The organism is Pseudonocardia alaniniphila, from assembly GCF_022524485.1.
Taxonomy (GTDB): domain Bacteria; phylum Actinomycetota; class Actinomycetes; order Mycobacteriales; family Pseudonocardiaceae; genus Pseudonocardia; species Pseudonocardia alaniniphila.
On the sequence record NZ_JAKXMK010000008.1, the window covers coordinates 238330 to 264199 of the forward strand.

Sequence of the window (25870 nt, forward strand, 5' to 3'; positions counted from 1 at the left end):
ATGTCAACCCCTTGGGGAAACCCGACGGATCAGGCATGCGGCAGCATGAGACACATGCCCGACTCGCCACCGGCCCCCGTCATGACCGACGTTGCGCGGCTGGCCGGCGTCTCCCACCAGACCGTGTCCCGCGTGGTCAACGACTCGCCCCACGTCAGCGCGCAGACCAGGACCCGCGTGCTCGCCGCGATGGAGCAGCTCGGCTACCGGCGCAACGCCGTGGCCCGGGCGCTGGCCACCCGCCGGTCCGGCACGCTCGGCGTGATCACCTTCGACACGGTGCTGCACGGCCCCGTCACCACGCTCTACGGCGTCGAGCAGGCCGCCGGGGCGCTCGGGCTCGGTGTGAGCATCGCCGTGGTCGACCGGGTCAGCTCCGACGCCGTCGTGCGCGCGCTGGGCCGGCTGGAGGACCAGTCCGTCGAGGGCGTGGTCGCGCTCGCCACACAGGAGGACGCGGTGCGGGCCCTCAGCGCCGGGCTGCGGGCGCTGCCGACCGTCTTCGTCGGCGGCCTGGCCGGAGCGTCGGAGGCCGATGCGCCCGCCGTCGGCACCGACCAGCTCACCGGAGCCCGCGATGCCACCCGGCACCTGCTCGAGCTCGGGCACCGCACGGTGCACCACCTGGCCGGTCCGCAGGACTGGCTCGACGGCCGGTGGCGCGTGGAGGGTTGGCGGGAGGCGCTGCGAGCCGCCTGCGCCGAGGAGCCCGAGCTCGTCGAAGGCGACTGGAGCGCCCGTTCCGGCTACGTGGGGATGCGGGAGATGCTGGCCGCCGACCCCGCCCTCACCGCCGTCTTCACCGCCAACGACCAGATGGCACTCGGCGCCCTGCGCGCGCTCGACGAGGTGGACCGTCGCGTCCCCGACGACGTCAGCATCGTCGGCTTCGACGACATCCCGGAGGCCGAGTTCTTCCGCCCTCCCCTCACCACGGTCCGCCAGCACTTCGCCGAGTCCGGGCAGCTCGCGGTGCACGTGCTGCTGGGCCTGATCCGTCCCGAGGACGCGGCCGCAGGCGCTGTGCCCCCTCCCCTGGTGCCCACGGAGCTGATGGTCCGCCGCAGCTCCTGCCCGCCGCCGTCGTGATCGCTGCGAGATCCCCATTTCCGCCCTCGACAGGGCGAAAACGCCGATCTCGCGGCGATCATGGTCAGTCGGCCAGCGTGGAGCCCCGCACCACGAGACGGGTGGGCAGCTCCACCGCACCGCGGTGCGGCCGCCCGTCCACGGCGTCGAGCAGCATGCGGGCTGCGCTCCGGCCCAGCTCCTCCAGCTCCAGGTCCACCGTGGTCAACGGCGGGCGGCAGGCCAGCGCCATCACGTCCCAGTTGTCGAAGCCGGTGACGGCGACGTCGTCGGGGATGCGCCTGCCCAGCTCGCGGAGCCGGTCGCACACGCCACGCGCGATCTGGTCGCTCCCGCACGAGATCGCGTCGAGATCCGGGTGGGCGCGCAGCAGCAGGTCGACGGCCTGCCGCCCCCACCGCTCGCTCCACGCCCCGTACATCGGGGGCCCACGGAACGCCGGCCCGGCCGTCTCGGCGGCGGCCCGCGCCCGCTCGACGGCGCTGCGGTGCCGTTCCGGGCCGGTGACGTGCGCGATCGCCGCGCGTCCGATGTCCCCGAGGTGCATGACGGCCGACGCGGCACCGCCCCGATCGTCCACGAGGACCGCGGCGTCGGCCGGGTCGGTGGAGCCGTTGAACGCGTACACCACAGGGATCGGCACGGCGATCGGTGGACGCGGTTCGGTGCGACGGCCGGTCACGATGATGCCGTCGACGCGGCGGGCGAGCAGCGTGCGCAGGTAGTGCTGCTCGCGCAGCGGGTCGTCGCGGGTGTCGCACAGCAGCAGCGCCATCTCGCCTGCGCTGAGGGCGTCCTCGGCGCCCAGCATGATCGGGATGCTGAACCGCCCGGAGCTGTCGGTGGTGACCAGTCCGACGGTGTAGCTGCGTCCGGACGACAGCGCCCGGGCCCGCCCGTCGGGGGTGAACCCGAGCTGCTCGGCGGCCCGCCGCACCCGCTCGCGGGTCTCGCGCCGCAGCTGGCCGGTGTCGTTGAGGGCCTTCGACGCCGTGCCCGGCGAGACACCGGCCAGCGCCGCGACGTCCGTGATGCGCACGACGGCACCGGCCCGGCCGGCAGAGCTGGTGGTCAGCAGACAGCTCCTTTTCCGCTCGTTCCGTGGAGGGTCGATTCTATCCCGCTCATCAACAGAGTTGATGAGTACAGACCTTGACCCGACCGGGTGGCCGCCTTAGCGTCAGCGCCGGAAAACGAATTCCTGGTTTTCCGTGACCGGCCCGGCGACGCGCACTGGAGCGGCATGACGGCGACCTCGTCCCCCACCACCGGCACCACGCGGGCACCCGCCGCACCCACCGGCGCGGCCGCCGTACGGCTGCGCCCGCTCGGCCTCGGCGAGGCCAGGATCACCGGAGGCTTCTGGGCCGACCGGCAGCGCGCCAACGGCGACGCGGCCATCCGGGTCGGCCGCCGGCGCCTGGACGAGGCCGGCAACCTGGAGAACCTGCGGATCGCCGCCGGTGTCTCGACCGGAGAGGTCGTCGGCCCGATCTTCGCCGACTCCGACGTCTACAAGTGGCTCGAGGCCGTGGCGTGGGAGTACGGCCGCAACCCCGCGGACGAGCTGCTCGCGATGCAGCGGGAGGTCACTGCCGTCGTGGCCGCCGCCCAGGCCGACGACGGCTACCTCAACTCCGTCGTCCAGGTCCGCCACCGCGACCGGGGACGCTACTTCGACCTGCCCTGGAGCCACGAGCACTACTGCGCAGGCCACCTCATCCAGGCCGCGGTCGCGCAGGTGCGCTGCACCGGCGACACCGCGCTGCTGGACGTCGCCGTGAAGCTCGCCGATCACCTGGCTGCCACGTTCGGCGAGGACCGCCGCCACGACGTCGACGGCCACCCGGTGATCGAGACCGCGCTGGTCGAGCTCTACCGCGAGACCGGAGAGGCCCGCTATCTCGAACTGGCCCGCTACTTCGTCGAGGCACGGGGCCACGGCCTGATGGCCGGCTACGGCCAGGAGCCCACCTACTTCTCCGACCGCGTCCCCGTCCGCACGGCCACCACGGTCGAGGGCCACGCAGTGCGCGCGGTCTACCTCGCCGCGGGCGCGGCCGACGTCGCGGCCGAGCTGGGCGACGCCGAACTGCTGGACGCGCTGCGCATCCAGTTCGACCACATGCTCGCCACGAAGTCCTACGTCACGGGTGGCCTCGGCTCGCGCTGGGACCGTGAGTCGTTCGGCGATCCGTACGAGCTGCCAGCCGACCGCGCCTACGCGGAGACGTGCGCGGCGATCGGCGGCGTCCAGTGGGCGTGGCGCATGCTGCTCGCCACCGGCGACGCGCGCTACGCCGACGCGATCGAGCGCATGCTGTTCAACGGCTTCATCGCCGGTATCTCGCTCAGCGGCGCCGACTACTTCTACGTCAATCCACTGCAACTGCGCGCCGATGCGCACGCGGACGGGGACCGCTCGCCCGCCCACGGCCGCCGCGGCTGGTTCGACTGCGCCTGCTGCCCGCCGAACGTCATGCGCACCCTGGCGAGCCTCGACGGCTACCTGGCCACGGGCGACGCGAACGGCGTGCAGCTGCACCAGTACGCGCCCGGCACGGTGACCAGCGGGGACGTCGAGCTGGCCGTCGAGACCGAGTACCCGTGGGACGGTCGGGTGCGGGTGCGAGTGCTCGCCTCACCCGGCCGGTTCGCCCTGTCCCTGCGGGTGCCCGAGTGGGCGACGGGCGCCACCGTCAGCGCGGGCGGCGAGACACAGAACGTGGATCCGGGATACGCACGGCTGGAACGGGACTGGAGCGCGGGCGACGTCGTCGAGCTGCACCTGCCGATGGACGTCCGCACCACCGCGGTCCACCCCCGCGTCGACGCCGTGCGCGGGTGCGTGGCCGTCGAGCGCGGGCCGCTGGTCCACGCCGCCGAGCAGGCCGACCATGCCGCCCCCGTCGACGACCTGCAGATCGACACGTCCGCTGCCACGGCCACCGAGCATCGCCCCGACCTGCTGGGCGGCGTCACGGTCGTCACCACCCGGGGTCGCACCGAGGCGGCCGGCGAGCTGGACCTCACCCTCGTCCCGTACTACGCGTGGGCCAACCGCGGCGCCGGAGCCATGCGGGTCTGGATTCCCACGATCTGACCCAACCCGCCAGGAGAGGACATTGACTGCTCCCCGCCCTGAAGGACGGGGATTCTCCCGGTCGCCTGGGAGAGTTCCTGTTTCAGCGACCGCTGCCCGCAAGCGCTTGCGCGCGTGCAGGTCTTACGCCGTCTCCGCAGGCGAGCACGGCCAGCCCGGCCGCTCGGATGTTCAGAGCCGCGTTCACGTCGCGGTCGTGGTGCGCGCCGCAACGGCACGTCCACTCCCGCACGTTCAGCGCCATCTCCTCCCGCAGCGCACCGCACACGGAACACACCTTCGACGAGGGGTACCAGCGGTCGATGACGACGAGGTCACGGCCGTACCACTCGCACTTGTAGCTGAGCATGCTGCGCATCTGCGACCACGCAGCATCAGAGATAGCGCGGGCGAGGGAATGGTTGCCGACCATGTTCCGAACTGCAAGATCCTCGATCACGATCGTTTGGTTCTCACGAACGAGACCAGTGGTGAGCTTGTGCAGGTGATCGCGGCGCCGGTCGGTGATGCGGGCGTGGACACGCGCGAGCTTGACCCGGGCCTTCGCCCGGTTGTTGGAGCCCGTCGACTTCCGCGCCAGCCTGCGCTGAGCCAGCGCGAGCCGCTTCCGGTCCCGACGCTCGTGGCGCGGGTTGGTGACCTTCTCGCCGGTGGACAGCGCGACCAGCGACGTGATCCCCGCGTCGATCCCCACCACACCCGCGGTCGGGGCTGCGTCGGACACGGTGGCTTCGACCAGCAGCGACACATGCCAGCGGCCGGCCGCGTCTCGCGACACCGTGACCGTGCTCGGTTCGGCGCCCTCGGGCAGGGGCCGGGACCAACGAATGTCGAGTGGCTCAGACATCTTCGCCAGAGTGAGGCCTCCGTTGCGCCACCGGAACCCAGACTTGGTGTACTCCGCGGACTGGCCTCCACGCTTGCGGGACTTGAACCGCGGGTACTTGGCCCGCTTGTCCCAGAAGTTGGTGAACGCCGACTGCAGGTGCCGCAGGCACTGTTGAAGCGGAACCGAGGAAACCTCACCGAGGAACGCCAGCTCCGGTTCCTGCTTCCAGCCAGTGAGCAAGGCCGAGGTCTGCACGTAGGAGACGCGCCGCTGCTCCCCGTACCAGGCTGCAGTGCGAGCTTCGAGAGCCCGGTTATAGACCAGCCGGACGCATCCGAAGGTCCGCAACAACTCCCGTTCCTGCCGGTCGGAAGGGTAGAAGCGGTACTTGAACGCCCGCTTCACCACCCGCTCCGCCACGCTCACACAATACGACCTCGACCTGTGAGGCGCGGTTCACCCCCACGGACAGAGCGGCTCCTCCCCAGCCTGAAGGCAGGGGCATCCGCCGGTTTGGAGTCCCGATGACGACCTCGCCGACGACCTCACGCCGCAGTTTCCTCACCCTCGCCGGGCTCGGCGCCCTCGCCGCCGCGCTCCCGGCCTGCAGCTCGGTGCTGCCCGAGCCGGACACCGGGGCGGCAGGCTTCGGCACATCGGCCACGGGCCGGGTCGAGGTGTGGTGCCGGGCGGCTACCCAGAAGGGGCTCACCACACTCGTCGACACGTTCAACGCCTCCCAGGACCGGCTCACCGTCGATCTGGTCCCGGTGCCCGACGCGCAGTACGTCACCAAGCTCGCCACCGCCATCCGCGGCCGGAACGTGCCCGACCTCGTGGACATCGACGACATCAACTCCCTGCTGTTCGTCCACCGCGACGCGTTCACCGACCTCACCCCGCTCATCGCCGATCTCGGCTTCGCCGATCAGCTGAGCCCCGGCCACCTCGCACTGGCCACGGTGGACGGACGGCAGTACGGCGTGCCGTACCTGGCCGACAACTCGGTGCTGTTCTGCAACACGCAGCTGTTCGACCGGGCCGGGATCGACGTCGACGAGGCCACCACCGACCTGGGTGCATGTCTCGACGCGGCGCGGAGGATCACCGCGCTCGGCGGCGACGTCCGCGGCTGGACCTTCCCCGGCAACGGGTCCGGCGCGCTCGGGTTCATCGTGCAGCCGCACATCTGGGCTGCCGACACCGATCTGATCCGCGGCGAACCCGGGGCGCAGGAGGGGAACGTCACCGGCAACGACGCACTGGGCCGCACGCTGGAGTTCCACCGTGCACTCGGGCAGGACCAGCTCGTCCCGCCCGGCTGCTACACCGACGAGGCCGCGCGGTGGGCGTCCGACTTCCACGCCGGGCGGATCGGCATGTTCCCTTCGAGCCTCGACACCGTCACCAGCGACGCGAGGCCCGAACTGCTCGCGGCCACCACCGTCCGCCTGCTCCCCGGCCCCGACGGCGGGCGCGCCTTCTTCGACGGCGGCGACAACATGTGCATCCCACGCGGGGCCGTCAACGCCTCGGGTGCGTGGGAGTTCGTGCGGTACGCGCTCGACCTGCCCCAGCAGTCCGCCCTACCCGAGAGCGGCTACACGCCGGCCCGGGCCGACGTCGCGACCGCGGAGTTCGCCGCACGGAACCCACTGACGCTCCCTCCGCTGCAGGCGCAGGAAGAGGGGTACGCGCCCAAGACCCTGTCCTACAACGAGCTCTACAACCAGCCCGACGGGCCGTGGCTGACGATGTTCCGTCGCGCGGTCTTCGACGGCGAGATCGAGGGGGCCATGACGCAGGCGCAGGAGTCCTTCGACCGCATACTCGGGCAGGCCCGGACATGAGCGCCGTGGTCTCGGCGCCGGTCGCCCAGTCCCCCGCCGCCACCCGGTCCGTACCGGGACGACGGCAGTCCCTGACGCACCCACCGCGTACCGGGCTGCTGCTCGTCGCGCCCGCGGTGCTGATGGTCGTGGTGTTCGTGCTGGCGCCGCTGCTGTTCGCGCTCGGTATCTCGTTCACCGACTGGCCGCTGATCGGCGACGTCTCCCCCGCCGGGTTCGCCAACTACGTGAGCATCGGCTCGGACGCGGGCTTCCTGCGGGCCGTGCTCTACACGCTGCTCTACACCGCGATCGTGACGATCCCGCTCCTCGTGGTCGGCTACGCGCTGGCCGTGCTCGTCCGCAGCAGGAGAAGAGGAGCCACGCTGCTGCGCACCGTGTTCTTCCTGCCGTTCGTGGTCGGGCTCACGACCCTGAGCCTCATGACCGTGCTGGAGGCGCAGCCGGGCAGCGGGGCGATCAACATCGTCCTGCGCGCACTCGGGATCACCGACGGCGACACGGGCTGGCTCGTGGACGGGCCCCTGGCGACCGGGCTGGTGTCGACGCTGGTCATCTGGGGCGTGGCAGGGCTGACGATGTTGCTGCTGATGGCGGGGATGCAGGCGATCCCGGCGGAGGTCTACGAGTCGGCTGACCTGGACGGCGCGACCTGGTGGCAGCAGGAGTGGCGGATCACGATCCCGATGCTGCGGCGCACGATCGCGATGAGCCTGGTGATCTCGGTGGTCGGTTCCCTGCTGGCGTTCACGCAGTTCTACGTGCTCACCGACGGCGGTCCGGGCTCGGCCACCACCACCGTCGTGCTCTACATCTACAACCGGGCCTTCGTTCAACTGCAACTCGGGGCCGCCGCGGCGCTGTCGGTCGTGCTGGTGGTCGTGGTGGCGCTGGTCACCGCGCTGCAGGTATGGCTGCTCCGGGGCGAGGAGTGATCGACGTGACCATCGCAGCGCCGCGATCCGCCCGCACGTCCCGCACGTCGACCGGCCGCCAGGAGACGTGGACGAAGCGCGTGCTCTACGCGGTCGGGGGCGGCGGGGCGTTCCTCGTCTTCACCGTGCCCCTCGTCTGGGCTCTGCTGCGCTCGGTGCAACCGAACGAGGTGATCGTGGCGGCGCCGGACGCGGCCACGTTCCTCGGACTGACCTTCGAGAACTTCCACGCGCTGCTCAGCGGGCCGGACAGCCTCGTAGGGGCCGTGGCCAACAGCCTGATCGTGGCGCTGGGCACGGCGGCCCTCACCACGGTGCTCGCCACTGCCGCGGGTTACGGCTTCGCGCGCTTTCGTCTCCGCTCCGGTCCCGTGCTGTTCGCGCTCGTCGTCGCGTCGATGATGGTGCCGTTCCAGGCGATCCTCACCCCGCTCTACCTGCAGATGAACCTCATGCGGCTCACCGACAGCCTGGTCGGCCTGGTGCTCTTCTGCACCACGGTGAACCTGCCGTTCGGCGTGCTGGTGATGCGCAACTCGTTCTCCTCGGTGCCGGGTGAGCTCGAGGACTCCGCGCACATCGACGGCGCAAGCACCCTGCGGATCATCACGTCGGTACTGCGCCCGCTGATCACGCCGGGCGCGGCGACCGTCGCCCTCTACGCCTTCCTCGCGGCGTGGACGGAGTTCCTCGGGGCGCTGACGTTCCTGACCGACCGCGACCTCTACACCCTCCCCGTGGCGTTGGTGAACCTGCAACAGGGCGCGTACGGACAGATCAACTTCGGCTACCTCGCCGCGGGCTCGGTGATCGCGATGATCCCGTGCGTGGTGCTCTACGTCGCGCTGCAGCGGTTCTACGTCGCCGGGCTCGCCTCGGGAGCGGTCAAGGGCTGAGCCTCGGCAATTTCCTCCATCGCGCCCAGTACTTCACCGACTACAAGTCGTGGCATTCCATTCGTCGATGGCACGGCTGTGATCGATTCCGTGTCGAAGATGACTCTTCCCTGCGCCGCACGGTTCACATATGAAGGAAGGAACTGTCTCGGAACGCCGCCTCGGAAGGGCCTCTGTGCACACGCGGAGTAAGCACAAGATAACCCGAAATCCCACCCATTCCCGTGCCACGGCGGAGGCGACGGCCGCGCGGCAGAGGCGAGACGAATCTCCGGCGCAGACACTCTTCGCCCTCCAACATGCCGCCGGCAACGCGGTGGTCGTTCAGATGCTCCGCTGCTCAGGACACTCGTGGGCCCAGGAGCAGCACGAGCACGGCGCGGACCGCGGCCATCGGCCGGCCGAAGAATCCGGCACGCAGTTACTGCGCATACCCACCGTGCAACGGTTCGTGACAGGCGAGCGGCCCGTTGTGGCGGGCGACGGCATCGACAGCACGCATTTCGAGACGCAGTCACCCGATGCCGTCCTGCGGGACGGCAAATCACCGAACGAATTGATCAACTACGAGATCGACCACATGGACGCCCTGACGCATTCTCCCGATGACGTCTCTCTCCAGATCTCGGACGACGGCACGCTCGCCGTCCACGACACCGAACGTGAGCCCAAGGAGTTCTATGCGTCTCCCAGGGTGCTCGCGGAGTCGATCACGTCACTGGAGCAGGTGAACAGCGACTACACCCTCGTGCCGGAGGGGGCCCGGATCAAGACCGGGCACGGGGAGCTGTCCAGGATCACGCCGAGGCTCAAGAAGGAGGCACAGGAGGCCAAGGCCTCGGGATTCGCCGACCTGATCAAGGCCCAGTGCATCGACGTGGCCAGAAGCGTGATCGGTAGTCACAACATGGAAGTCGTTCTGGCGGACTCGAAGTCCGAGCCGTGGTCGGGGAACGTGGGTGACCATCTCGCCCCGCGCGTGACGGAAAAGGTCCGAGCCGGCGAGGCGGGCGCCGAGTCGGAGCAGCGCGCCACCACAGTGCCGGAACAGTACGGAAGCGCGTTGCGGGAGCGTCCCGGCGAAGCCGATGCGGCCGCGCGGGCGATGGGTATCAACAACCACGCACAGCCCGATGTGGGGGAGGCGTTCACCACCGTGTCGATCGGCCGCGACGCCCGGATCGACTATGCGACCGCCGAACCCGGCGGGACGTCCACGGACCGGACGGCCGTGGACGTCTGGAACTACCACTTCGCCGGGGTCGTCGCCCGCAGCCTCGACGGTGCCGACCAGGTGACCCTGGAGAACTACACACGTGACCAGCAGGCCCAGAAGGCACTGCAGCAACTCGAGGGCAAGCTGCTCACCGAGTACCGGGAGAAGACCAGGGGGTGGATCTTCAACCGCGCGGGCAAGACGCCGACGGGCGCGTTCGAGAGCCAACGAGTGGCAGAGATGATCAAGGAGCTCGGAGGCACCACGTACGCGAAGGCCCAGGCCGAGTACGCCGCCCTCGGCACGGACAAGTTGGCGTGGCAGCGCAAGTGGTTCTTCCGGATGTACGGATCAAAGGCCGGCCAGCGATTCCATGAGCAGCAGTACAACAGCGGGCAGGGTGACTTCGTCAACCCGATGACTCTGCGCGTCAGGGCCGACCGTCAGACCCCCGGTTCATCCGGCTGACCCCCTCCGCCCGAGCGGCCCCGCCACTGGCCGAGGCCGCGGGGCCTGTGGTCTGATCGCCACTCCCGGCCGCGGACGAGATCGGTCCGAATGCGTCGGGGACGTGGTGGCCGGATCGGGGAAGCGGTTCCGACGTCTCTGGCAGACGGCGCCGCGTGAGCGCCGCCGAGAGGAGACGACCGTGAAGTACATGATCTTGCTCTACGGCAGTCAGCAGGACTACGACATGCTCGCGGGCAAGCCCACCGACAAGCCCGCCATGTCCGCCGAGCAGGTCTCGGCGATGCACGCGTACATGGAGTCCTTCCACCAGAAGCTGGCCGAGTCCGGCGAGCTCGTCGACGCCCAGGGCCTCACCGCTCCCGTTCACGCCCGGCGCGTCCAGCTGCAGCAGGGCGCGCCGGTCGTGACGGACGGGCCGTACCCCGAGACGCAGGAGGTGCTCGCCGGCTACACGGTCGTCGAGTGCGCAAGCTTCGACCGCGCCACCGAGATCGCCGCCGGCCTCGTCAACCCCGATGCGCCCGGTGAGTACGTCGACGTGCGCCCGATCGTCGGAAGCGTCGAGGAGCTCGAGGTCTGAGCATCCTGTGACCGGTGACGACGCCGAGGGCCTGCTGCGCCGGCTGGCGCCGCAGGTCCTCGGCGCGCTGGTACGGCGGTACGGACACTTCGACACCGCGGAGGACGCCACGCAGGAGGCGCTCTTAGCGGCGGCCGTGCAGTGGCCGGAAGAGGGCGTGCCGCAGAACCCGCGCGGATGGCTGATCACGGTTGCCTCGCGCAGGCTGACCGACCTGCTGCGCAGCGAGCAGGCCCGCCGGCGCCGGGAGGACACGGTGGCGCGCTGGACGCTGCCCGACGGTTGGCTGACCCCCGCCACCGATCAGCCGGCGGCGGACTTCGACGACACGCTCGTGCTGCTGTTCCTGTGCTGTCACCCCGCGCTGCCGCCTGCCGCGCAGATCGCGCTCACCCTGCGGGCCGTGGGCGGGCTGACGACGGCGGAGATCGCCCGCGCGTTCCTCGTGCCGGAGGCGACCATGGCCCGGCGCATCGGCCGGGCCAAGCAGCGCATCAGGGAGAGCGGCGTCCCGTTCGGTATGCCGTCCGCGGCGGAGCGTGCCGACCGGCTCGGGGTCGTCCTCCACGTGCTCTACCTGATCTTCAACGAGGGGTACGCCAGCACGTCGGGGCCGAACCTGCAGCGCACCGAGCTGTCCGCCGAGGCGATCCGCCTGGCCCGAACGGTCCACGGCCTCCTGCCCGACGACGGCGAGGTGGCCGGGCTACTCGCATTGATGCTGCTCACCGACGCGCGCCGGCTCGCGCGAACCACCTCGGACGGCGCGCTGGTGCCCATGGCGGAGCAGGACCGGTGCCTCTGGAACGCCGACCGGATCGCCGAGGGCGTGGATCTGCTCACCACGGCACTCCCCAGGGGAGCAACCGGTCCCTACCAGCTCCAGGCAGCGATCGCCGCCGTTCACGACGAGGCACCGAGCGCCGAGGCCACCGACTGGCCACAGATCACGGCGCTCTACGAGCTGTTGATGCAGATCTCCGACAACCCGGTGGTGCGACTGAACCACGCCGTGGCGGTGGCCATGGTGCACGGCCCGGCCGCGGGGATCGTCCTGCTCGACGAGCTCCGCTCCGACGAGCGCATCGCGGACGACCATCGCATCCACGCGGTACGTGGGCACCTGCTGGAGAAGCTGGGCGATCACACAGCCGCCCGGGACTCCTACCGCACCGCCGCCGGGCGGACCACCAGCGTGCCTCAGCAGCGCTTTCTCCACGAGCGGGCCGATCGCCTCGCCACGTGAGTCGATCACGCTCTCCGAGCCGCGCTCACTCAGCGGGGCGTCGCCGGCCCCGCGATGGCGTCCATCTGCCCGAACGGACCGCCGGACGCTGCCCGAACGTCTCTTTCTCCTGCACGCCGCAACACGTATACCCGACGGTGACGGACGATCTCCGGGGGGGTCTTTCGTGCGCGCGCACCATCACGAGGAGAGGTCCAGGACGAGGCCGCCCGATCCGGCGGCCCGCTGCGCCCCCGTCCCGGCTGCGACAGGGCTACCGGCATTGCAGCGTATGGCCGGCAACGCCGCAGTGACCCGGTGGCTCTGTGAGAGGAGACCGACTCCGGCTCCTCCTCCTGCAGCCGTCCAGCGAGCATCGCTGGACTGGAAAGGCACCGCGACGAAGAAGGCGTTGGTGAAAGAGAAGGCGCTCGCGCCGAACGACCCGTTCGTCCAAGCCCTGCACCACATCGTCCCGAAATCGATGCTCGCCACCTTCGCCGGCCACCTCACTCCGGACCAGAGGACGCTCGTCGTGCAGCTCGTGGGCCCGCACGCCGACAAAGCCTTCACGACGACCAACGACAGCCTCGCTGCCGTCACCAAGGCCCTGCAGAATCTCCCGGCCAACCTCGTCCTCGGTCCCGACCCGGCCAAACGAACGGACGACCCAGGCGCACAGCCGGACTACAACTATGCGGACGACGGGTCCATCACGCCCCGCTCGGAGTACCTCGAGATGGCGTACGAGTTCATGAACAGGAAGATCAACGGGGGCACGCCCGTCACGATCACCGACGCCGAGCTGACCGAGGAGTTCGTCCGGCCGCTGATCGATGCCTGCCAGGAACACGACAAGTTCGCCGCAGGCCGCGTCGGGCTCGATCCGAACCGCACCGCCTGGTCCGGGGACCCGGCACAAGGCCAGGCCCGCCGGCCTGCCCCGCTCGAGCCCCTCCTCTGACCAGGACCCGTCGGATCCACAGCCCGCGCCTCAGCAGAGGCTCTTGGCCGTCTCCCAGAGCAGGTCCAGTTCCGCCGGTTCGAGGCTCGTCGGCTCCAGGATGAGGGTGACCTCGGGCGCGTCCACCGTCCGGAAACCGGCCAGCAGTTCGGTGCACTCGTCCGGGGTGCCGTGGATGACCGAGCGGTCGACGTCGAACGTCGGCCCGTAGTAGCGCTGCCAGTGAGAGCGGGCGCGTTCCCTGGCCTGCTTACCGTCGCGGTGGACGCTCACACCCTGCACCTTGGCGATGCCGAGCCGGTCCGGATCACGGCCGCTCTCGGCAGCCCGTTCGCGGACCATCGCGGTGCCTGCGACGAACTCCTCGACGGTCCAGTGGCCGCTGGCGATCCAGCCGTCGGCCACGCGGGCGAGGCGGTGAAGCATCGCTGTGCTCCGTCCGCCGAAGTACACCGGCAACGGATCCTGACGCGGCTTGGGCCGGACGCTCGCGGCGGTGAGGTGGTGGTAGCGCCCGACGTGGTCGACGCCGTCCTCGCGCCAGAGGCGGCGGGCGATGTCGACGTTCTCCATCAGCAGCCCCAACCGCTGCTGCATGGGCACACCCAGGCTGGTGAACTCCTCGGCGGTGCCGCCGAGAGACACGCCCAGCACCAGGCGCCCGTCCGAGAGGTGGTCGATGGTCGCGGCGCTCTTCGCCAGCAGCACCGGGTTGAGGTACGCGGCGAGCACGACCGCCGTGCCCAGCCGAACCCGGTGTGTCTGCGCGGCGACCCAGCTCAGCAGTTCGAGCGGGTGCAGGACGTCGGTGTGGTGGAAGACGTGGTCGCCGACCCAGATCGACTCGAAGCCGAGTTCCTCGGCGCGCTGCACGAACTGGCGGAGGTCGGCCGGGTCGGGCGCCTCTCCGGACGGGATCCGCACACCGACGTTCAGCGTCGGGCTCACGTGCCGACCCCCGGTCGCCGACCCGACTGCACTGCTCGACCCACACGTCCTCCTCGGCGATCCGACGTTCGATCAATCCTCGCGGACCGGACAGTAGTGTCGTCTACAGACCCACCCATCGGGGCAATCGCGTCGACTGATCGGGCTCGGCCCAGGAGCGCCACTGCACGATTCGACGGCGACCTCGCTCTAGGGGGGCTCGGACGCAGGGTCAGCCGCTGGGGTCTCCTCCACCTGACGGATCAGTCGTTTCAGCTGGGAGATCTCCTCGTACAGGGCTGTCTTGCCCGCTGCCGTCAGGTGGATCCACGTACGTCCGCGCTTGCCCTCGTAGCCCTTCTCGATCTCCACCAGCCCGGCCTTCTCCAATACGGTCAGGTGTTGGGAGAGGTTGCCGGTGGTCAGATCCAATGTGGTCCGCAGAAAGCCGAACTCCACTCGCCGCGCTTCGTGGACGACAGCGAGGATGCCCAGCCGGACACGCTGGTGAACGACGTCGTCGAGTCCGTTCGCCGGATGGGTCATACCCGGCGCCATTCGGCCAGTGCGAAGCCCACGCCACCGAGGAGCAGCACACCGCCGGCGACCACCAGGCTCGGCAGGAAGCTCCACATCGGACCGAGGTTCCAGCCGGCGTTCAGACCCAGACTCCGCGTACCGATCCCACAGGCCAGGAGCGCGACCACCAGATAGCAGGCGGCGAACGCCAGCAGGGGCCAGTTGCGTTCCACCCGCGCCAGCACGAACAACGCCAGGCTGATCGAGATCAGCGGGACCAGACCGGCAGCGACCGGACCTGCCGGGAAGTAGCCGATCAGGTTGAGTTGCTGGGCCCAGGCCGAGGCGACACCGAAGACCAGCCCGGCGGCGATTCCCGAGGCCACGTACGGCAGGACGCGGGCGCCGACCCCACGGCGGCGGGCCCGGAACACGGAGAAGGCTGCGATCGCCACGTACGCCAGCACGAAAGCGACGATCCAGTAGACCCCGACGGGCCAGGCGACGACCTGGACGCAGGCACCCCCGCTGATGATCTCCACGCCGCCGCGGGCGCCCAATGCCGGATCACATGTGACGGCGTATCGCCCCAAGCGGTAGAAGGGCGCCGCCGCGACGACCACCAGGCCGAGCAGCACGAGCGGGAACCAGGTACTGCGCTGCGCGTGGCGTACACGTCGGGTGAGCTGCCGGGTGGTCGAGAGCATCTGTCGGGCGGCATCCACGGAGGCAGCCGATCGGTCTGTCATGGCAGCAGGTTTGCATCACAAGCAGATTTTTGCAACACGCGACGACGAGCCGGGCCGCTCAGTGGAGCGAGCACTCGTCGCGGCCCTCGCGGGCCCCGCTGTGCCGCGACCGGACCTCGTCACAACGAGGAGCGCGGGCGCCGCCGTTAGGGGATAGGCGGGGAGCGGTGAGATCGGGACGGCCCTCGCCCACGACGGATGGCCGGAACTAACTTTGGCCCGTGCACATTCTCGAGTACACCGGCGAGGAGTTGGAACAGGTCGCCAAGGAGATCTGTCTACCGGTGATCGCCCGGACGGGGCCCGACTTCCGGGGGCGTTCGGCGGTTCACGAACTAAGCGAGTCCATGACTCTTTCCTGGTCGCATTTCCGAGCTCCGCTGTCTTTGGTCCGGACCGGCCGGATGGCGGCGAGGCCGTCAACAGACAATGCGATGGTCTTCTGCGTGTTCGCGGCGGGACGGGGCCGCGTCCGCCAGCACGACCGCTGGGCCGAGTTGGCAGCCGGTACCGGTGTTCTGATCGAGCCGGGTGAGCCCCACCACCGGGTGTCGCAGACCGGGACCCGGTGCATGAACCTGCGGTTCTCCCGCGAGTTGCTCCCGCTCCACACGGCCGAGATCAGCGAAGCCTGTGCACGCAGCATGGACCCGACCGCTCCGGCCATGCAGATGCTGTCGGGCTACCTGGATCGTCTGTTCGAGGTTGCGGACGAGCTCACCGCGCCGCAGCGCCTCGACGCCGGGCGGGCCGCGATCGAGTTGCTCGGGATGGCGCTGCGGGATGTCGCCCCCTCCGCACCGGGCGGGGACGGTCCAGCCGCTGTGTTGCTCGACATGATGCGGAGGCACGTCCGCGAGCACCTGGCCGACCCTGACCTGCGGGTCGAGGAGCTGGCGCGGCGCCACCATGTGTCGGTCGCTCACGCGTACACCCTGTTCGGGCGGATCGGGACCACGCCCGGTGCGTACCTTCGCGAGGAGCGGCTGTTGGCGGCCCGGGCGATGTTGTCCGATCCGAGGTACGCCCGGTTCACGACATCGGACATCGCGGCCGCGGTCGGGATCCTCGATCTCAGTACGTTCGAACGGGCATTCCGACGGCAATACGGGACGACGCCGGCCGGTTGGCGGCGTGAGCACCTCCACCGCGCTGACCACTCCCGTGACCGCGCTACAGGAAATGCGTTCCTGCTCAAGAAGAATCGCTGTACAGGTTGAGGACCCTCGTCTGATCGACTGTTCACACAGCCAACAAGGGGTCAGGCGGACGCGAATCGGGGATTCGAGGACAGATCACCGAGCGCATCGCCGCTTGATCCCAGGCCCGAGGGGGGTGGGGCCGGGCGGCGATCGCGGCCCGGCCCCGGCTCACCGTCCTGGACCGATGCCATCGGGTCCGCACCGTCGGGGAGATCCAGGGGGCTCCGCACCCACGACATGACCGCACCGCTCGTTGCCGCAGCGGGCCGCGAACTCACGAGTCGAACGGACACCACGGCTGGGTGAGGGGATCGCCCCGGCCGGCGCAGACGATGTTGTCCTGCGCAGTCGGACCGCCGCCCGTGAAGCGGATCACCGTGATCGGCTTGTCGATCGGCACCCGCCGTCCGACGGTGCCCCCGAAGTCGATCGGCCCGGTCACGCCCAGGTACCTGCGTTGGGCGCCCGCGGCGTCGGTCACCGACATCAGGGCCGACCAGACCGTCCCGCCGTCGATGGCCACGCCGTCCCGCGCCAGATAGCTCACGGCGAGGATCGCCGTGTAGGCGGCGTCGTGATTGAGCGCAGCGTGCCCGTCGAGTGAGCGGCCGCGGTCGGACGTCTGCTCGTAGGGGAACATCGAGTTCAACCGGGCATAGAAGTCGCTCGACTCCGACGGCGGCGTGCTGAGCAGCTCAGGAGCCGTCGCGAAGGACAAATACTCGAACGGCACGGCGGTGTTCGTGCTGCTGATGTTGCGATCGGCCACGTAGCGGGTCACGTCGTCGTTCGCGAGGATGTACGGCGGCCGGTCCCGGCACCGGTTGCTGACCCCGTTGACGAACGCCGGGTAGTCCGGAAGTCCCCGTGCCGCGTACAGGACCACCCCGTCGAAGTCGCATGCGTCGCGCCCGGCGACCACCGCGTCGCTGACGTGACGGTCGGCGGCCGCCGCGCCCTGGCTGGTACCACCGGGTGTGAAGGTCACCGTCTCGACGTCGAAGCCACGCGAGCCGAAGCTCGCCGTGAAGTCGGCTGCGAGGTTCTGGCTGTAGAGGTCCTCCGCGTCGTCGGACAGGTAGATGCGGGCCTGGCGCGTCAGCGGACGCTCGACCCGGCCGACTGTGACCAGCTGGTCAGCGTAGGCGGCCGCCACTTCGGCCTCTCGCCGGTTCTGGGGAGCGATCTGGAAGTAGAGCTTGCTCTCCTCGACCAAGGAGTCGGCGCTGAGCGTGGCGGAGACGGTGGGAAGTCCGGCGGCGCCGAGCGCCGCGATCGTGTCGGCGGTGGTCTGCCTGCTCTCGCTGAGGCCGACCACGGCCACGATGCTGGGGTCCGTGCGCGCCATCGCGCCGAGCTGCTGCGCGACCTGTGTGCCGTGGCGCATTCCCGGGCCGGCGTTGGCGATCAGTACGCGAACGATCGGCTCGTACTGCTGCTGCGGCTTCGTCAGCTGCACGGCCTGCGCCACTGCCATGCCGGCCAGTTGCTCACGCTCGGCCGTCAGCACGTCGTTGCCCGATGTGGACGGGGCGGTGAGGGAACCGAGGAACACCAGCGTGACGAACGGGCGCTCGGGCTGGTCGGCATGGAGCTGGAGAGCCGTGTTGTTCTGCCGCAGGATCGTGGTGCGGACCTCGTCGAAGACTTCCACGTCGGGCAGCACGTGCGGGTTGCTCCCGTCGGTGACGCCGATACAGACGTCGTCGTCCACCCGCCTGACGTCCGAGGCCGTCGACTCGACCCCCAGCCAGGTGAACCCGTCGCCGCAGGTGCTCGCGCTGTGGGCCATCCCCGCTTGCCAGTAGCTGCCCGACGCGAGGATCACGATCGTGGAGACCACCAGCACCGAGGCGCGCCTCGTGCGCAGCGCAGGCCGGGACGGGCGTCTCAGGGTGATCCGCTGGGCCGGACTCCCCTGCTTCTCGGCGCGCTCGGGGATGTGGACGATGACGATCCACGCCCGGACGTCACGCTTGCGTCGGCGCTGGGGCATGCCCTGCCTCCAGACGGCCAGAGCCGTCGGGGCTGCGACCGCGGGGTGGCCCTGCGCGTCGGGCGCCGGCTGCGGGTTGTCGGCGAGGGGAGGCACCCGTGTGCTGGTGGTGACGAGCAGGAGCGGGTCGAACGACCCCGTCTCGTTGCGGACCGCGCTCACGGTGCGCAGGAGCGCGTAGCCGCCGTTCGTGCGGGTGATGCCGTCCAGGAGCACGACCGGGCACGTCGTGCGGTAGCGGCGCGTCCACCCGCCGCCGCGAAAGGACTCCCGCAGATCCTCGAGGAACGCGTTGACCATCAGCCGCAGGACCTGCTCGGGATTCTCCGTCTGCGACCACTCCCCCTCCGTCAGGCGCTCGGCCATCCCGACGAAGCTGCGGAACTGTCCCGGCGCCATGTTGGGCTGGCGCAGGAACCAGCGGTACCGCCTGCCGAATCCGGGTATGCGGCCGCTCTGCCGGGCCCGGAAATAGAACGGCGTGAGGAGCACTCCCAGCAGTCGCAGCCAGATCGGCAACGCCTCGGAGACGACCCCCTCCGGGACCGCGATCGACCACAGCGCCCGTTCGCGCAGTCTCACCCGCAGCTCGCGCAGCCGCTGCTCCGTCTCCGGATCTCCCTCGAAGGTCTGCGCCATCGACCAGGTGACGAGCCGGAAGCGCGGAAAGCGGTACGCGCCGCCCTGATCGCGCGCCAGCTGGTTGGCGGCGTCGACCAGGATGCCGCGCACAGCGACGACGTCAGCCGGGGTGAGCGGCACGAGGTCCGGGTCGGCCGGATGCGTGGGTGCGGGGTCGGGCCCGCAGGAGACCAGGGCGTACGGGACGTGGCGCCGTCCGTCCCGGGACGTCAGCCGGTCCGCGATCGACCGCAGCAGGCCGGGATTCTCGTGCAGCCGCGGCTGTACGCACGCGATGATCGGCCGGGTGCGACTCCGCGATTCCGTGCGGCGAGGACGGCAGTAGATCTCGTCCAGCATCGTGATGAGCGCGTCGAATCCTTCGAACTGCTCGAATCGCGCAGACTCCTGCTGCTGGTCCATGTGGTCCTCTCGCAGATCGTTACCGTGCCGACTCGAACTACGGCGAGTCCGTCCTGTCGCGCCTCAAGATCATCACCGCGCCCTCGGTCAAGATCGTCGGAGGAACCTACACAGTTACAGGTCTAAAGGACGGTCGGGGCGCACTCGGACCATTCGGATCCCGCGATGGCGCATCCTCGAAGCAAGGACTCATCCCGCTGTCCCCAGTTGCTAAGGAGCCTTATGAGCGTCCCTCTTCCGTCCACCTTCACCACCCGGACCATCGACGCCGACGGCGTCGGCATCCACACCGCGGTCGCCGGCGACGGCCCGCCGGTCCTGCTCCTGCACGGCTACCCGCAGACCCATCTGATCTGGCACGAGGTGGCACCCGCCCTCGCGGAGACGCACACCGTCGTGCTCACGGACCTGCGGGGCTACGGCGACAGCGCCCACCCGGAACCTGTCACCGACGACGTCTACGCGAAACGGGCCATGGCCCGCGACCAACTGCTCGTCATGCAGGCGCTCGGGTTCGACCAGTTCGCCGTCGTCGGGCACGACCGCGGCGCACGGGTAGGGCACCGGCTCGCGCTCGACGCGCCGGACGCCGTGCGCGGGCTCGCCGTGCTCGACATCGTCCCGACCCGGTACGCGTTCGCCCACGCCGACGCGACCTTCGGCCTGGGCTACTACCACTGGTTCTTCCTCGCCACGGGCAACGGGATCCCGGAGCACCTGCTCGGGCAGGACCCCGAGTTCTGGATCCGCACCCGGATGACCGCGCGGTGGGCGAACGGGCGGGGCTTCGACGAGAACGCCGTCCGTGAGTACGTGCGGTGCTTCTCCGATCCCGCCGTGATCGCGGCGACCTGCGCCGACTACCGCGCCGCCGCAGGCGTGGACCTGCTCCACGACGACGCCGACGCCGAGGCGGGGCGCCGCGTGAGCTGCCCGCTGCTGGCGCTCTGGGGCGAGCACAGCTTCGTCGGACGCACCTACGACGTTGTGCAGATCTGGCGCGAGTACGCCGACGACGTGCGCGGCGCCGCCGTCCCGTCAGACCACTACCTGCCCGAGGAGGCCCCCGCCGAGGTCACGAACGCGCTGCGCGAGTTCCTCGCGAAGCTCGGCTGAGCCGGAGCCCACGATCGTCGCGAGATCGGGTTTTGCGCCCTCGCGGGGGCCGAAACGCGGATCTCGCGGTCACTACACGGGCTGCTCTTCCTCGACCACCGCGCTCGCGGACCTCGGCGCACGCCAGAACGCCATCCTGTCGAGCACGCGGTCCCTGAACACGATGGTGTGCAGCAGCACGCCGGCCAGGTGCGCCGCGAACACCAGGTACAGCAGGTAGGCCGCGACGATGTGGGCGCGCAGCAGATCGGCGAACACAGTGATGTTCTGCGGCGCGATGTCCGGCAGGTACAGCGACCCGAAGTGCACCATCGGCTCGCCGGACGCGGACACCATCGCCCAGCCGATCAGCGGCTGAACCAGCAGCAACGCGTAGAGCAGCCACTCCGAGTACTTCGCGGCCAGCCGGTCGACTCGGCTCATCCCGGGCGGGAACGGCGGCGGCACGTGCGTCAGCCGCCAGCAGATCCGCGCCAGCACGAAAACGAGGATCGCGATACCCAGCGGCTCGTGAATGGCGACCAGAAATCGGAAGTCGGCTATCGAGGTCACCATGAACACGCCGATGAACAGAATGGCGATCACCATCACCGCCATCGTCCAGTGGAACGCTCGCGCGACGACGGTGAACCGCACCGGAACCGGCTCCTGCTCAATTCTCATGATCCACCTCGTGGACGTCGACCCGCGTCGGCTGCGGCGGCATGACGGTGACCTCGCTCGGGGAATGGGGTTCGCCTGTCCTGCGCTGATAGGACTGCGCGTACACGGCGGACCGCGCGGCGAGCAGCGGGTCGTCCGACAGCGCGATCCCCTCGGGCAGCACCGTCGGGTCGAAGTTGACGTCCCGCGCGTTGCCGGGCGCCTCGGTCTGCAGCGAGTGGATCGTGAGCGTGCCGACGTCGACCTGGCGCCGGTCGGCGGGCCACGCCGTGGTGGCGTCGTTGGTCGGGTCGCCGGGTTGACCGACCGTGATCAGGAACCGCCAGCGCATGGGGCCCTGCGCCAACTTGTCGATCAGTGCGTCGAACAGGTAGTCCTTGCCGGGCGCATGCGCAGCGCCCGACACCGTCTGGATCGGTCCCTCCGGCATCATCATCCAGCGCACCGGCACGGTGACGCCCGCCGAGTTGGTGAAGCGGAACGCGTTCAGGCCGTGGTACGGGCTGTTGTAGAGGCCGGTCGACGGGGGCGTCTTGCTGATCACCGCCATGGCACGTGCAGTCTCCGGGTACTTCGACAGGAACGCTGCGACCTTCGCCGGGTCGGGCCGGCCCGTGCCCGGCACCGGTTCGGTGGCCAGCAGCCGCTCGTAGAAGCCCTGCGGAACGCGGTCGGTGAACACCGGCACGTTCACCATCGCGGTGCGCCACTGCTCACCCCCCACCATGTGGAACAGCACGCCGAGACCCCGGACCGCGGCGTTGGTGTCGGCGGCGGCGGGCATTCCGCCGGAGATCGAGAAGCGCGCTGTGACGAGAGTGGTACCGGTTTGGAAGACGGACGCCTTCGACAGGGCGGTGCCCGCGCCGTTGCTGGTGAACAGCCCGGTGGCGCTGACGCCCTTGGCATGGTTGCGGCGAAACCCGTCGTGCTTGCCGAACACCTGCTCGAAACGGTCGACGAACCGGGACGTCGTGAGGGTGTCGGGCGTGAACCAGCCACCGGCGCCGAGGAAGGCACCGACGTTCACCGCGCTGATCCCGCCGACCGCCGCCAGCCCGAGCAGCATGGTGCGCCGGCTCAGCGGCGTGCGGACGGTCGGAGGCTCCTCATCCGATGGCTCGCCCGGTGGAGCCGGCGGCTCCGTTCCGTCGTCCATCCGCTCCCCTTTCCTATTTTCCCAGCAATTCTCGCTGGCAACCGAAAGCTCTTTTCGTGCGTTTCTGCACCCACTACGACTCTACGTACACGCCCACCCCGCAACGGCGGACACGGATCGAACTTGTCCAATTGTTAAGAATTGACCCGCCGATCTTGATCGCTCACCGCACACGTCTGGTGACCACCGCACACATTGCGGGACGTGTGTGCGGCGGCCATCCGGTATGTGCGGTTACCCGAGGACGAGGACGACCAGGCGTGCTCCGGCCAGTGCCACCGGGATCCGGCGGTTCACCCGGAAGCCCGCGGGAGCGGCACTGCCCTCCGGAATCAGGACCACGGCCGTTCCGTCCGGTTCCAGCACCCGGCGGATCTCCCGGCTGAGCAGATCGGGCCTCCGGGCCAGCCGTCCCGACGGTTCGACCACCCGGCCCCACGGCGGGTTCAGCAGCACCCGCCGGACGGAGCCGGTCGCGACGGGCAGCGCAGCCGCGTCCGCGCGAGCCCACCGCACCGGCGTGCGCTTCCCGTTCCGAGCAGCGGCGGCGAGCGCCCCGGCATCGAGGTCCACGCCCATCGCCACCGCTCCCGCGAGGGCCGCCTCGATCGCGAGGGTTCCCGCTCCGCAGCACGGATCGAGCACGCGCTCGCCCGCTGCGACCCCGGCAAGGGCCACCATCGCCGCAGCCAGTGGCGGATGCAGCGTTCCGGGCACGCCGGCGACCTTCCAGGTGCGCCGATGCAGCGGCCGCGCCCCGACCCGAACGGCCACCGTCGCGCGATCGCCGACGACCGTCACCCGCCAGGTCAGACCGCCCTCCGGCGGGCGAGCGTCAGAGCGTCGCGAGTGATAGCGCAACCCCAGCCGACGAGCCAGCACCGCGCCGACGGCGTCCTCCACGTCGAAGCGGCTGAACGACCTGCGCCCCAGAAAGGACGCCGAGACGTCCACCGAACCGCCCGGCGGCCCACCGCACCGAGCCCGCAGCGCCAACGGGGCGCTCAGATCCGCAGCCGCGACCGCCCGCGCCAGCCGCGCGAGGTCACCCCGAGCCCGTCCGATCCCGTCGACCTCCACGCCGACGACGAACACGTCATCGGCCGTGGCCAACGCCGTGACGCCGGGAGCGGCCGTGTCCGACGTGACGAACCGGACCTCCCGATGCCCGGTGGCCACCACCTCCCCCAGCCCCCGCCTGCCGATCTCGGCGGCCACCAGGTCTTCGATTCCACGCACGCTTCGCGCCACCAGGCACGCCCCAGCACGCACTGCCCTTCTCCCACGCCGCGACCCGGGGCGGCCACAAGCCGTCCCGCATCGCCCACGGCGGGGTGCTCCCCGTCGACCGCAGGCGGGTCAGTGACGTCGGAAGAAGAAACTCATCGGGCGGGAAGCTAGATCAGTCGAGCAGGCTGCGCGACCGGATATCTGGCGCAGCGCGAGCACGGTCAGACGGGCTGTTCCGGATCCAGCGCCTCCAGCCGGGCCAGTGCTTCTTCGCGGCCCAGTTGGAGCTCCGGCACAAAAGACCAGCGGAAGCCGGCACGCGAACTCGCAACGCGGAGCCGCCGGAAGACCGACGCTTCGCGCATCGAGTCGGACGAGCCGGACATGGTTCCTGGACTTCTACCCACCCCGAACCCAGGCGCCTCAGGCCGGCTCCAGCTCCGGTGCCGCGCGCAGGTCGCCATCCATTTCCGCGCTGGCAGCGTCCAGTGGCACGCCGGACGGGTCCCGCAGCACCAGGGTCGCGAGTATCGCCAGCACGAAGCACGCACCCGCGAGCAACGTGGTGACCCGCAGGCCATAGGCGCTCAGCACCAGCGGTGCGAGGAGAGCACCGATGAACGCACCCACCTTGCCGAGGCTGGACGAGATCCCGTGGCCGGTGCTCCGCGCCGCGGTCGGATAGCACTCCGCGCTCAGCAGAATCAGGCCCGGATTCGGGCCGAATGCGGAACCGAACAGAGACAGCCCGAAGACCACCGCGAATGGCGCCACCGTATCCGTCAGGCCCGGGACCGATGTGATCAGGAGCATCGATGCGGCACACAGACAGAGCCCCAAGATCTGCAGCGTGGTTCGTCGTATACGGTCGATCACGGCGAGCCCAACCAGCGCACCGGTCACTCCGAAGCAGATCACGAGTAGGGCGTTGATCGCCACGTTCGTCACGTTGTCGGTTGCCGGCGAGATGCTCTTGATCAGCAGCGGCTGGCTCACCGAGTTGCCGTAGGACGCCACGTCGTAGAAGAACCAGCTCACACCGGTGCCCACAAGCGTGATGAGAAATATCTTGTTCCGGAGCATTCCGCTCAATGCGAGCTTGACGCGAGCCTGGCGGGAGACCATGCCGATACCGCTTCGATCCGAGAACGCTGAAAGATCATTGGCTGCCTGCGTCCTGTCCCCAGCCACGCGCAACGTCCAGCGGGGCGATTCGGGCATGTGCCTGCGGTTCCAGAGCACGATGATCGACGGAATCGCGCCGAAGCCGAGGATGAGGCGCCACGCCAGGTCGGATGGCGCACCCGCAGCGAGGATGAGCAACGACACGAGATACGCCGTCATCTGCCCGAGGACGTAGAACGCGAACGACAGCCCCACCAACCTGCCTCGATTGAAGCGGTTCGCGTACTCCGTCATGATCACGCCGGAGGCGGGATAGTCGCCTCCGATACCCATACCGAGGATGAACCGGGCAACCAGCAGCCACGTGAAGTTGGGTGAGACGGCGGAGAGCAGCGCGCCGACCACCATGATCGCGGCTTCGAGCCCGTAGATCCGGCGCCGGCCGAGCAGGTCGCCCAACCGTCCGAACAGGAACGCGCCGATCGCGGTGGCCAGCAACGCAGAGCTACTTGCCAGCGCCACCTGACCTGCGTCGAGCCCGAACTGTGGTCTCACCAGCAACATCACCGTGCCGATGACGTTGAGGTCGTAGGCATCGGTGAAGAAGCCCGCGCCCGCCGTGATCGCCGCCCTGAAATGGAACAGGCTCAGTGGCGCATCGTCGAGGGCCTCCTCGATCGGATCGGATATCACCGGCACCGCCCTGTCACGGCGGGCTGATCGCATCATCTGAAACTCCATACCCCAGGCACGACTCGGCCGGAGCCAACAATCCAAGACGCCCTTCGACGGAAATGCTGACCGAGCATGGCACGCCGATGAATTCCGAGGAAACGCTGCCGACTCACACACGAACAACTCTACCTGGTTCCCCGGAGTGGCCGAAGCCATACTGTGTGAATCACTATATATGGCAGGAGCCGCCGGTTGCACCTACGGTAGATCTGATTATCAGAACGTCTCATCGGTCCGTTGCCCACGA

General features: G+C 69.7%; 22 protein-coding genes. 11 read left to right on the forward strand and 11 right to left on the reverse strand.

Features of this window, described 5'->3' with window-relative positions; translation table 11 throughout:
* The first annotated feature begins 54 nt into the window (after nucleotides 1–54).
* The gene (locus MMF94_RS10965; RefSeq protein WP_241036236.1) at nucleotides 55–1089 is read left to right on the forward strand and encodes a LacI family DNA-binding transcriptional regulator; all 1035 of its coding nucleotides are present in this window, start codon (nucleotides 55–57) and stop codon (nucleotides 1087–1089) included.
* A 64-nt stretch (nucleotides 1090–1153) separates the two neighbouring features.
* Here MMF94_RS10965 and MMF94_RS10970 read toward each other — a convergent pair whose 3' ends face one another.
* Nucleotides 1154–2128, reverse strand: a complete 975-nt coding sequence (locus MMF94_RS10970) for a LacI family DNA-binding transcriptional regulator (RefSeq protein WP_241036237.1) — start codon at nucleotides 2126–2128, stop codon at nucleotides 1154–1156.
* A 204-nt stretch (nucleotides 2129–2332) separates the two neighbouring features.
* On the opposite strand from MMF94_RS10970, the gene MMF94_RS10975 reads away from it, so the two are divergent.
* A complete protein-coding gene (locus MMF94_RS10975) occupies nucleotides 2333–4192 on the forward strand; it encodes a glycoside hydrolase family 127 protein (RefSeq protein ID WP_241036238.1) in 1860 nt (619 codons plus the stop codon).
* Nucleotides 4193–4274: 82 nt separating this feature from the next.
* Here the strand turns inward: MMF94_RS10975 and MMF94_RS10980 are convergent, their stop codons facing one another.
* Nucleotides 4275–5441 (reverse strand): RNA-guided endonuclease InsQ/TnpB family protein, encoded by a 1167-nt coding sequence (locus MMF94_RS10980; protein WP_241036239.1) that lies wholly within the window; start codon nucleotides 5439–5441, stop codon nucleotides 4275–4277.
* Between the two features lie 104 nt (nucleotides 5442–5545).
* On the opposite strand from MMF94_RS10980, the gene MMF94_RS10985 reads away from it, so the two are divergent.
* The 7 genes from MMF94_RS10985 to MMF94_RS11015 all read left to right on the forward strand — a co-directional run bounded on the left by MMF94_RS10985 (nucleotide 5546) and on the right by MMF94_RS11015 (nucleotide 13158).
* Nucleotides 5546–6871, forward strand: a complete 1326-nt coding sequence (locus MMF94_RS10985) for an ABC transporter substrate-binding protein (RefSeq protein ID WP_241036240.1) — start codon at nucleotides 5546–5548, stop codon at nucleotides 6869–6871.
* Nucleotides 6868–7806, forward strand: coding sequence for a carbohydrate ABC transporter permease (locus MMF94_RS10990; protein WP_241036241.1), 939 nt, complete (start codon nucleotides 6868–6870; stop codon nucleotides 7804–7806). Before MMF94_RS10985 ends, MMF94_RS10990 begins: the two co-directional genes overlap by 4 nt.
* A gap of 5 nt (nucleotides 7807–7811) precedes the next feature.
* Nucleotides 7812–8702, forward strand: a complete 891-nt coding sequence (locus tag MMF94_RS10995; RefSeq protein ID WP_241036242.1) for a carbohydrate ABC transporter permease — start codon at nucleotides 7812–7814, stop codon at nucleotides 8700–8702.
* A gap of 451 nt (nucleotides 8703–9153) precedes the next feature.
* Complete coding sequence (locus MMF94_RS11000) at nucleotides 9154–10386, forward strand: hypothetical protein (protein WP_241036243.1); 1233 nt, start codon at nucleotides 9154–9156, stop codon at nucleotides 10384–10386.
* Between the two features lie 190 nt (nucleotides 10387–10576).
* Nucleotides 10577–10969, forward strand: a complete 393-nt coding sequence (locus tag MMF94_RS11005) for a YciI family protein (RefSeq protein ID WP_241036297.1) — start codon at nucleotides 10577–10579, stop codon at nucleotides 10967–10969.
* A 7-nt stretch (nucleotides 10970–10976) separates the two neighbouring features.
* The gene (locus MMF94_RS11010) at nucleotides 10977–12215 is read left to right on the forward strand and encodes an RNA polymerase sigma factor (protein WP_241036244.1); all 1239 of its coding nucleotides are present in this window, start codon (nucleotides 10977–10979) and stop codon (nucleotides 12213–12215) included.
* Nucleotides 12216–12609: 394 nt separating this feature from the next.
* Nucleotides 12610–13158, forward strand: coding sequence for a hypothetical protein (locus tag MMF94_RS11015; protein ID WP_241036245.1), 549 nt, complete (start codon nucleotides 12610–12612; stop codon nucleotides 13156–13158).
* A gap of 30 nt (nucleotides 13159–13188) precedes the next feature.
* Here MMF94_RS11015 and MMF94_RS11020 read toward each other — a convergent pair whose 3' ends face one another.
* The 3 genes from MMF94_RS11020 to MMF94_RS11030 all read right to left on the reverse strand — a co-directional run bounded on the left by MMF94_RS11020 (nucleotide 13189) and on the right by MMF94_RS11030 (nucleotide 15353).
* Nucleotides 13189–14106 (reverse strand): LLM class flavin-dependent oxidoreductase, encoded by a 918-nt coding sequence (locus MMF94_RS11020; RefSeq protein ID WP_241036246.1) that lies wholly within the window; start codon nucleotides 14104–14106, stop codon nucleotides 13189–13191.
* Nucleotides 14107–14295: 189 nt separating this feature from the next.
* The gene (locus tag MMF94_RS11025) at nucleotides 14296–14631 is read right to left on the reverse strand and encodes a transcriptional regulator (protein WP_241036247.1); all 336 of its coding nucleotides are present in this window, start codon (nucleotides 14629–14631) and stop codon (nucleotides 14296–14298) included.
* Nucleotides 14628–15353: a hypothetical protein gene (locus tag MMF94_RS11030; RefSeq protein ID WP_241036248.1), complete on the reverse strand. Its 726-nt coding sequence runs from the start codon at nucleotides 15351–15353 to the stop codon at nucleotides 14628–14630. Before MMF94_RS11030 ends, MMF94_RS11025 begins: the two co-directional genes overlap by 4 nt.
* A 284-nt stretch (nucleotides 15354–15637) precedes the next feature.
* Here MMF94_RS11030 and MMF94_RS11035 point away from each other — a divergent pair, with 284 nt between their 5' ends.
* Nucleotides 15638–16573, forward strand: coding sequence for a helix-turn-helix domain-containing protein (locus tag MMF94_RS11035; protein WP_277398696.1), 936 nt, complete (start codon nucleotides 15638–15640; stop codon nucleotides 16571–16573).
* A gap of 256 nt (nucleotides 16574–16829) precedes the next feature.
* Here the strand turns inward: MMF94_RS11035 and MMF94_RS11040 are convergent, their stop codons facing one another.
* Nucleotides 16830–19595, reverse strand: a complete 2766-nt coding sequence (locus MMF94_RS11040) for a hypothetical protein (protein WP_241036249.1) — start codon at nucleotides 19593–19595, stop codon at nucleotides 16830–16832.
* A gap of 222 nt (nucleotides 19596–19817) precedes the next feature.
* On the opposite strand from MMF94_RS11040, the gene MMF94_RS11045 reads away from it, so the two are divergent.
* Nucleotides 19818–20711: an alpha/beta fold hydrolase gene (locus tag MMF94_RS11045; RefSeq protein WP_241036250.1), complete on the forward strand. Its 894-nt coding sequence runs from the start codon at nucleotides 19818–19820 to the stop codon at nucleotides 20709–20711.
* Nucleotides 20712–20783: 72 nt separating this feature from the next.
* Here the strand turns inward: MMF94_RS11045 and MMF94_RS11050 are convergent, their stop codons facing one another.
* From MMF94_RS11050 to MMF94_RS11070, 5 genes are all read right to left on the reverse strand, one after another.
* The gene (locus tag MMF94_RS11050) at nucleotides 20784–21374 is read right to left on the reverse strand and encodes a cytochrome b (RefSeq protein ID WP_241036251.1); all 591 of its coding nucleotides are present in this window, start codon (nucleotides 21372–21374) and stop codon (nucleotides 20784–20786) included.
* Entirely contained in the window at nucleotides 21364–22533 is a 1170-nt protein-coding gene (locus MMF94_RS11055; RefSeq protein WP_241036252.1) for a catalase family peroxidase, read from the reverse strand. Before MMF94_RS11055 ends, MMF94_RS11050 begins: the two co-directional genes overlap by 11 nt.
* Nucleotides 22534–22767: 234 nt before the next feature.
* Nucleotides 22768–23772, reverse strand: a complete 1005-nt coding sequence (locus MMF94_RS11060) for a methyltransferase domain-containing protein (protein ID WP_241036253.1) — start codon at nucleotides 23770–23772, stop codon at nucleotides 22768–22770.
* A 212-nt stretch (nucleotides 23773–23984) separates the two neighbouring features.
* Nucleotides 23985–24149 (reverse strand): hypothetical protein, encoded by a 165-nt coding sequence (locus tag MMF94_RS11065; protein WP_241036254.1) that lies wholly within the window; start codon nucleotides 24147–24149, stop codon nucleotides 23985–23987.
* Between the two features lie 37 nt (nucleotides 24150–24186).
* Nucleotides 24187–25779, reverse strand: coding sequence for an MFS transporter (locus MMF94_RS11070; protein ID WP_241036255.1), 1593 nt, complete (start codon nucleotides 25777–25779; stop codon nucleotides 24187–24189).
* Nucleotides 25780–25870: the final 91 nt, after the last annotated feature.

Excerpts from the sequence above, each read along its gene's own strand:
- MMF94_RS11045 (WP_241036250.1), top strand. The coding sequence starts at position 19,818 with ATGAGCGTCCCTCTTCCGTCCACCTTCACCACCCGGACCATCGACGCC.
- MMF94_RS11070 (WP_241036255.1), bottom strand. The coding sequence starts at position 25,779 with ATGGCTTCGGCCACTCCGGGGAACCAGGTAGAGTTGTTCGTGTGTGAG.
- MMF94_RS11055 (WP_241036252.1), bottom strand. The coding sequence starts at position 22,533 with ATGGACGACGGAACGGAGCCGCCGGCTCCACCGGGCGAGCCATCGGAT.
- MMF94_RS10990 (WP_241036241.1), top strand. The coding sequence starts at position 6,868 with ATGAGCGCCGTGGTCTCGGCGCCGGTCGCCCAGTCCCCCGCCGCCACC.
- MMF94_RS10975 (WP_241036238.1), top strand. The coding sequence starts at position 2,333 with ATGACGGCGACCTCGTCCCCCACCACCGGCACCACGCGGGCACCCGCC.
- MMF94_RS11030 (WP_241036248.1), bottom strand. The coding sequence starts at position 15,353 with ATGACAGACCGATCGGCTGCCTCCGTGGATGCCGCCCGACAGATGCTC.
- MMF94_RS11065 (WP_241036254.1), bottom strand. The coding sequence starts at position 24,149 with ATGTCCGGCTCGTCCGACTCGATGCGCGAAGCGTCGGTCTTCCGGCGG.
- MMF94_RS10985 (WP_241036240.1), top strand. The coding sequence starts at position 5,546 with ATGACGACCTCGCCGACGACCTCACGCCGCAGTTTCCTCACCCTCGCC.
- MMF94_RS11005 (WP_241036297.1), top strand. The coding sequence starts at position 10,577 with ATGATCTTGCTCTACGGCAGTCAGCAGGACTACGACATGCTCGCGGGC.
- MMF94_RS11040 (WP_241036249.1), bottom strand. The coding sequence starts at position 19,595 with ATGGACCAGCAGCAGGAGTCTGCGCGATTCGAGCAGTTCGAAGGATTC.
- MMF94_RS11050 (WP_241036251.1), bottom strand. The coding sequence starts at position 21,374 with ATGAGAATTGAGCAGGAGCCGGTTCCGGTGCGGTTCACCGTCGTCGCG.
- MMF94_RS10965 (WP_241036236.1), top strand. The coding sequence starts at position 55 with ATGCCCGACTCGCCACCGGCCCCCGTCATGACCGACGTTGCGCGGCTG.
- MMF94_RS11025 (WP_241036247.1), bottom strand. The coding sequence starts at position 14,631 with ATGACCCATCCGGCGAACGGACTCGACGACGTCGTTCACCAGCGTGTC.